General features: G+C 66.3%; 4 protein-coding genes and 1 pseudogene. 2 read left to right on the forward strand and 3 right to left on the reverse strand.

Features of this window, described 5'->3' with window-relative positions; genetic code table 11:
• The 3 genes from EN935_RS27760 to EN935_RS27770 form a co-directional block, all read right to left on the reverse strand.
• A partial coding sequence (locus EN935_RS27760; protein ID WP_127373829.1) for an SIS domain-containing protein occupies positions 1 to 367 on the reverse strand: 367 nt, incomplete at its 3' end.
• On the reverse strand, positions 364 to 1,146 hold the full coding sequence (locus EN935_RS27765) for a GntR family transcriptional regulator (protein WP_027040192.1): 783 nt from the start codon (positions 1,144 to 1,146) through the stop codon (positions 364 to 366). The genes EN935_RS27760 and EN935_RS27765, both read right to left, overlap by 4 nt.
• Positions 1,143 to 2,021, reverse strand: a complete 879-nt coding sequence (locus tag EN935_RS27770) for an N-acetylglucosamine kinase (RefSeq protein WP_109667474.1) — start codon at positions 2,019 to 2,021, stop codon at positions 1,143 to 1,145. Before EN935_RS27770 ends, EN935_RS27765 begins: the two co-directional genes overlap by 4 nt.
• Positions 2,022 to 2,219: 198 nt before the next feature.
• Between EN935_RS27770 and EN935_RS27775 the strand changes: the two genes are divergently transcribed.
• Together EN935_RS27775 and EN935_RS42300 are read left to right on the forward strand one after the other, a co-directional pair.
• The gene (locus tag EN935_RS27775) at positions 2,220 to 3,179 is read left to right on the forward strand and encodes an N-acetylmuramic acid 6-phosphate etherase (RefSeq protein ID WP_109667471.1); all 960 of its coding nucleotides are present in this window, start codon (positions 2,220 to 2,222) and stop codon (positions 3,177 to 3,179) included.
• A 2-nt stretch (positions 3,180 to 3,181) separates the two neighbouring features.
• Positions 3,182 to 3,319 (forward strand): annotated as a pseudogene (locus tag EN935_RS42300) (sugar ABC transporter substrate-binding protein); the annotation flags it as partial.

Here is a 3,319-nt window from a genome sequence, read left to right on the forward strand (position 1 = left end):
TGGCGACGGTCAGCGCGCCCCCGGCCCGAGCGGTTTCGGCCATAGCTACGATGTCGGGACTCTTGCCCGACTGCGAGATCGCCAGGCAGGCCGAGCCGGCGAGCCTGAGCTTGCGGCCATAGATCGAGGCGATGGATGGTCCGACCGATGCCACGGCCAGTCCCGCAGTCAGCTCGACGGCATATTTCATGAAGGTGGCGGCATGGTCGGACGAGCCGCGCGCCACGGTGACGACAAACTGCGGGTCGCGTGCGCGGATGCCGCGCCCGGCCTCGGTCAGCACCGCGCCGGAACCGTCGAGCAGGCGAGCGACGGCTTGCGGGATCTCCTCGATCTCGCGCCGCATATGGGTTGCTTGTGTCGTCATGGTCGGCCCTCTTCGCTCGGCCCGGTCAGCCGCAGTTCGGCGACGAAATCATAGGCGTCGCCTCTGTAGATAGAGCGGGTGAATTCGATGACCTTGCCGCTCGCCAGATAGGAAATGCGTTCGATGTGCAGGCCGGCGATGCCTGGCGGCACCTCAAGCAGGCGCGCGTCGCTGTCGCCGAGATTGGCGGCGGAGATGCGCTGCACCGCCCGCACCGGCCGGTTGCCGGTCAGTTCCAGCGCCGCATAGAGCGAGGAGCCTATGTCGGCCGGATCGGGCAGCACGCTGGCCGACAGCGAGGCGCGTTCGATCGCCAGCGGCGTGTCGTTGGCAATGCGCAGGCGCGCCACGCGTGCCACCAGTTCGCTCGACGACAGGCCGAGCACCATCATCTCGTCAGGCGAAGGCGCGTAAAGGCCGCGGTCGAGCCAGGCCGAACGCACAGCCATGCCGCGCCGAGCCATGTCCTCGGTAAACGAGGTCAGCCGCGACAGCGACTGTTCGACGCGCTCCATGCGCGGCGCCACGAACGTGCCTGAGCCGTGGCGCTGGACCAGGATGCCGCCCTTGACCAGGTCCTGCACCGCCTTGCGCACGGTGACCCGCGAAATGTCGGCCTTGGTGGCAATGTCGCGCTCGGAGGGCAGCGCGTCGCCCGGCCCAATCAGGCCGCGATTGACCGCGTCCTCGATGCTCTTGCGAAGCTGCAGATAGAGCGGCGCGCCGCTTTGCGCCTGATGTTTCAGCGTGGCGAAGATCTGGTCGGCGGCCTCGCTCATCGAGCCGCCTCCGTGGTCGCGAAAAGGCGGACCGCCATCTGCACGGCGCCGCCCAATGCGTCGTCGAGCGGCGGCTTCAGCAGCGCCCGGTAGCGCGCCGAGAGGCGCGGCGCGTAGAGCGGCGCCAGCCCGCCGAGCAGGCAAAGCGGCGCGTCGTCCGCAAGGTCGAGCGCCCCGAGCGAGGCCTCGACATCGGCGACCACCCTGTCGAGGATCCAGTTGGCGACGCTGTCGCCCTTCTCGGCATGCTCGAACACCTTGGGCGCGAAGCCGCCGAAATCGCCTGGCTTGGCATTGGTGGTGAATTCGACCACGTCCTCCGGATTGTTGCGGAAAACGGCCAGCATGCTCTGCGTCAGCGGCGAACCCGCGCGGACGCCGTCATAGGCAAGCAGTGTCTGTTCGAGCAGGTCGCGGCCGATGCGGGCGCCGCTGCCCTGGTCTCCGACCTGGAAGCCCCAGCCGCCGATGGCGCGCGACTTGCCGTTCTTGCGCGCCATGTAGGCGGTGCCGGTGCCGAGGATCGCCATGGCGCCGTCGCCCGAGCCGACAGCGCCTTCCAGGGCGATTTCGGCGTCGGTCTCGACGCGGCTGGTGCTGAACGGCAGGATCGCTTCGAGCTGCTGCCGGTAGGTGCCGACATTGGCGCCGGCAAGGCCGAGAATGGCCGGTGTCTGCGGGATCAGTTCCGGATCCTGCCCGGCGGCGATGAACGCCTGCCTGGCGGCATCGACGATGTTCGAGCGGGCGCCGGTCAGATCGGTGCGGATGTTGGCGGCGCCGCTCTTGGCGCGGCCAATGACTGCACCATCCGCTGTTGCCAGGGCGGCCCTGCAGCTGGTGCCGCCGCCATCGATTCCGAGCACGAAATTCACGTGATTTCTCCTCCGGGCGGATAATACCAATAAAATACCAATAGCCAAGGGTTAATTTTCGTTTCAAAAAGATTAAGGCGTATTTTATTGAAAAACCTACGTATTTCGCCGGCTCAGCGATTTCAGAGCCGCGAATTCGTTAATGCGTGTGGACAAGTGGTATTTTTTTGGTATTGTTCTGGTATTGGAGGAACCGGGATGGCCGAAACGCGCACCGAAGCGCTTCACCAGAATGCCGAGGGGCTGGATATCCAGGCCCCGGACGCCATCCTTTCCTATTTGGCCGATGCGCAGATCGAAGCCGCAACGGTCGTGCGCCAAGCCATTCCATCCATTGCCAGGGCGGCCGAGATCATCGCCGGCAGGCTGAAGAGCGGCGGCAAGCTTGCCTACGCGGCGGCCGGCAGCTCCGGCCTGATGGCGCTGGCCGATGCACTTGAATTGCCCGGCACCTTCGGCATTCACCGCGACCGCATCGCCATCCTGATCGCCGGCGGCGACGAGGCCTTCCGGACACTGGCCGGCGGGCCGGAAGACGATACCGAAGAGGCCGCGGCTGCGGTCGCCAAGGCCGGTATCGGCAAGGGCGACTGCCTGATCGCCATTTCCGCCAGCGGCACGACGCCCTATGCGGTGCGGGCCATCGAGGAAGCCGCTCGCCGTGGTGCCGCCACCATAGGCATCGCCAACAACCGGGACTCTGCCCTGCTGCGCCAGGCGCAAACCGCCATTCTGCTCGAAACGCCGCCGGAGCTGATCGCCGGCTCGACCCGCATGGGCGCCGGCACCGCCCAGAAGATCGCGCTCAACATGCTGTCGACGCTGACCGCGGTCCATCTCGGCCATGTCCATGACGGCTACATGGTCAATCTGATGGCCGACAACATCAAGCTGCGCGACCGCGCGGCGCGCATCGTCGCCGCCGTCAGCGGGCGTGGCACGGACGAAGCGGCCCGCCTGCTCGAGAAGAGCGGCGGCGCGGTCAAGACCGCCATTCTGCTTGCCGCCGGCGCCGACAGCGCCGATGCGGCGCAGAAGATACTGGAAGAGACCGGCCAGAAGCTGCGGCCGGCCCTTTCCGCGATCGAGGGGAGCAAGGGGCGCACTGCCTCCGTTCTCATCAAAACCGAACCTGAAAAAGGTCAACAGGGAGACTGAGCATGACAACGAAACTACTGACGGCACTGCTTTTGGGCACCAGCATTCTCGGCTCGGCCGGGGTGGCTTCTGCCGCAGACGTAACGCTCAACATCGAAAGCTGGCGCGGTGACGACCTTGCCATCTGGAAGGACAAGCTG

Origin of the sequence: Mesorhizobium sp. M7D.F.Ca.US.004.03.1.1 (genome assembly GCF_003998635.1) — a bacterium.
In the GTDB taxonomy this organism is placed as follows: Bacteria; Pseudomonadota; Alphaproteobacteria; order Rhizobiales; family Rhizobiaceae; genus Mesorhizobium; species Mesorhizobium loti.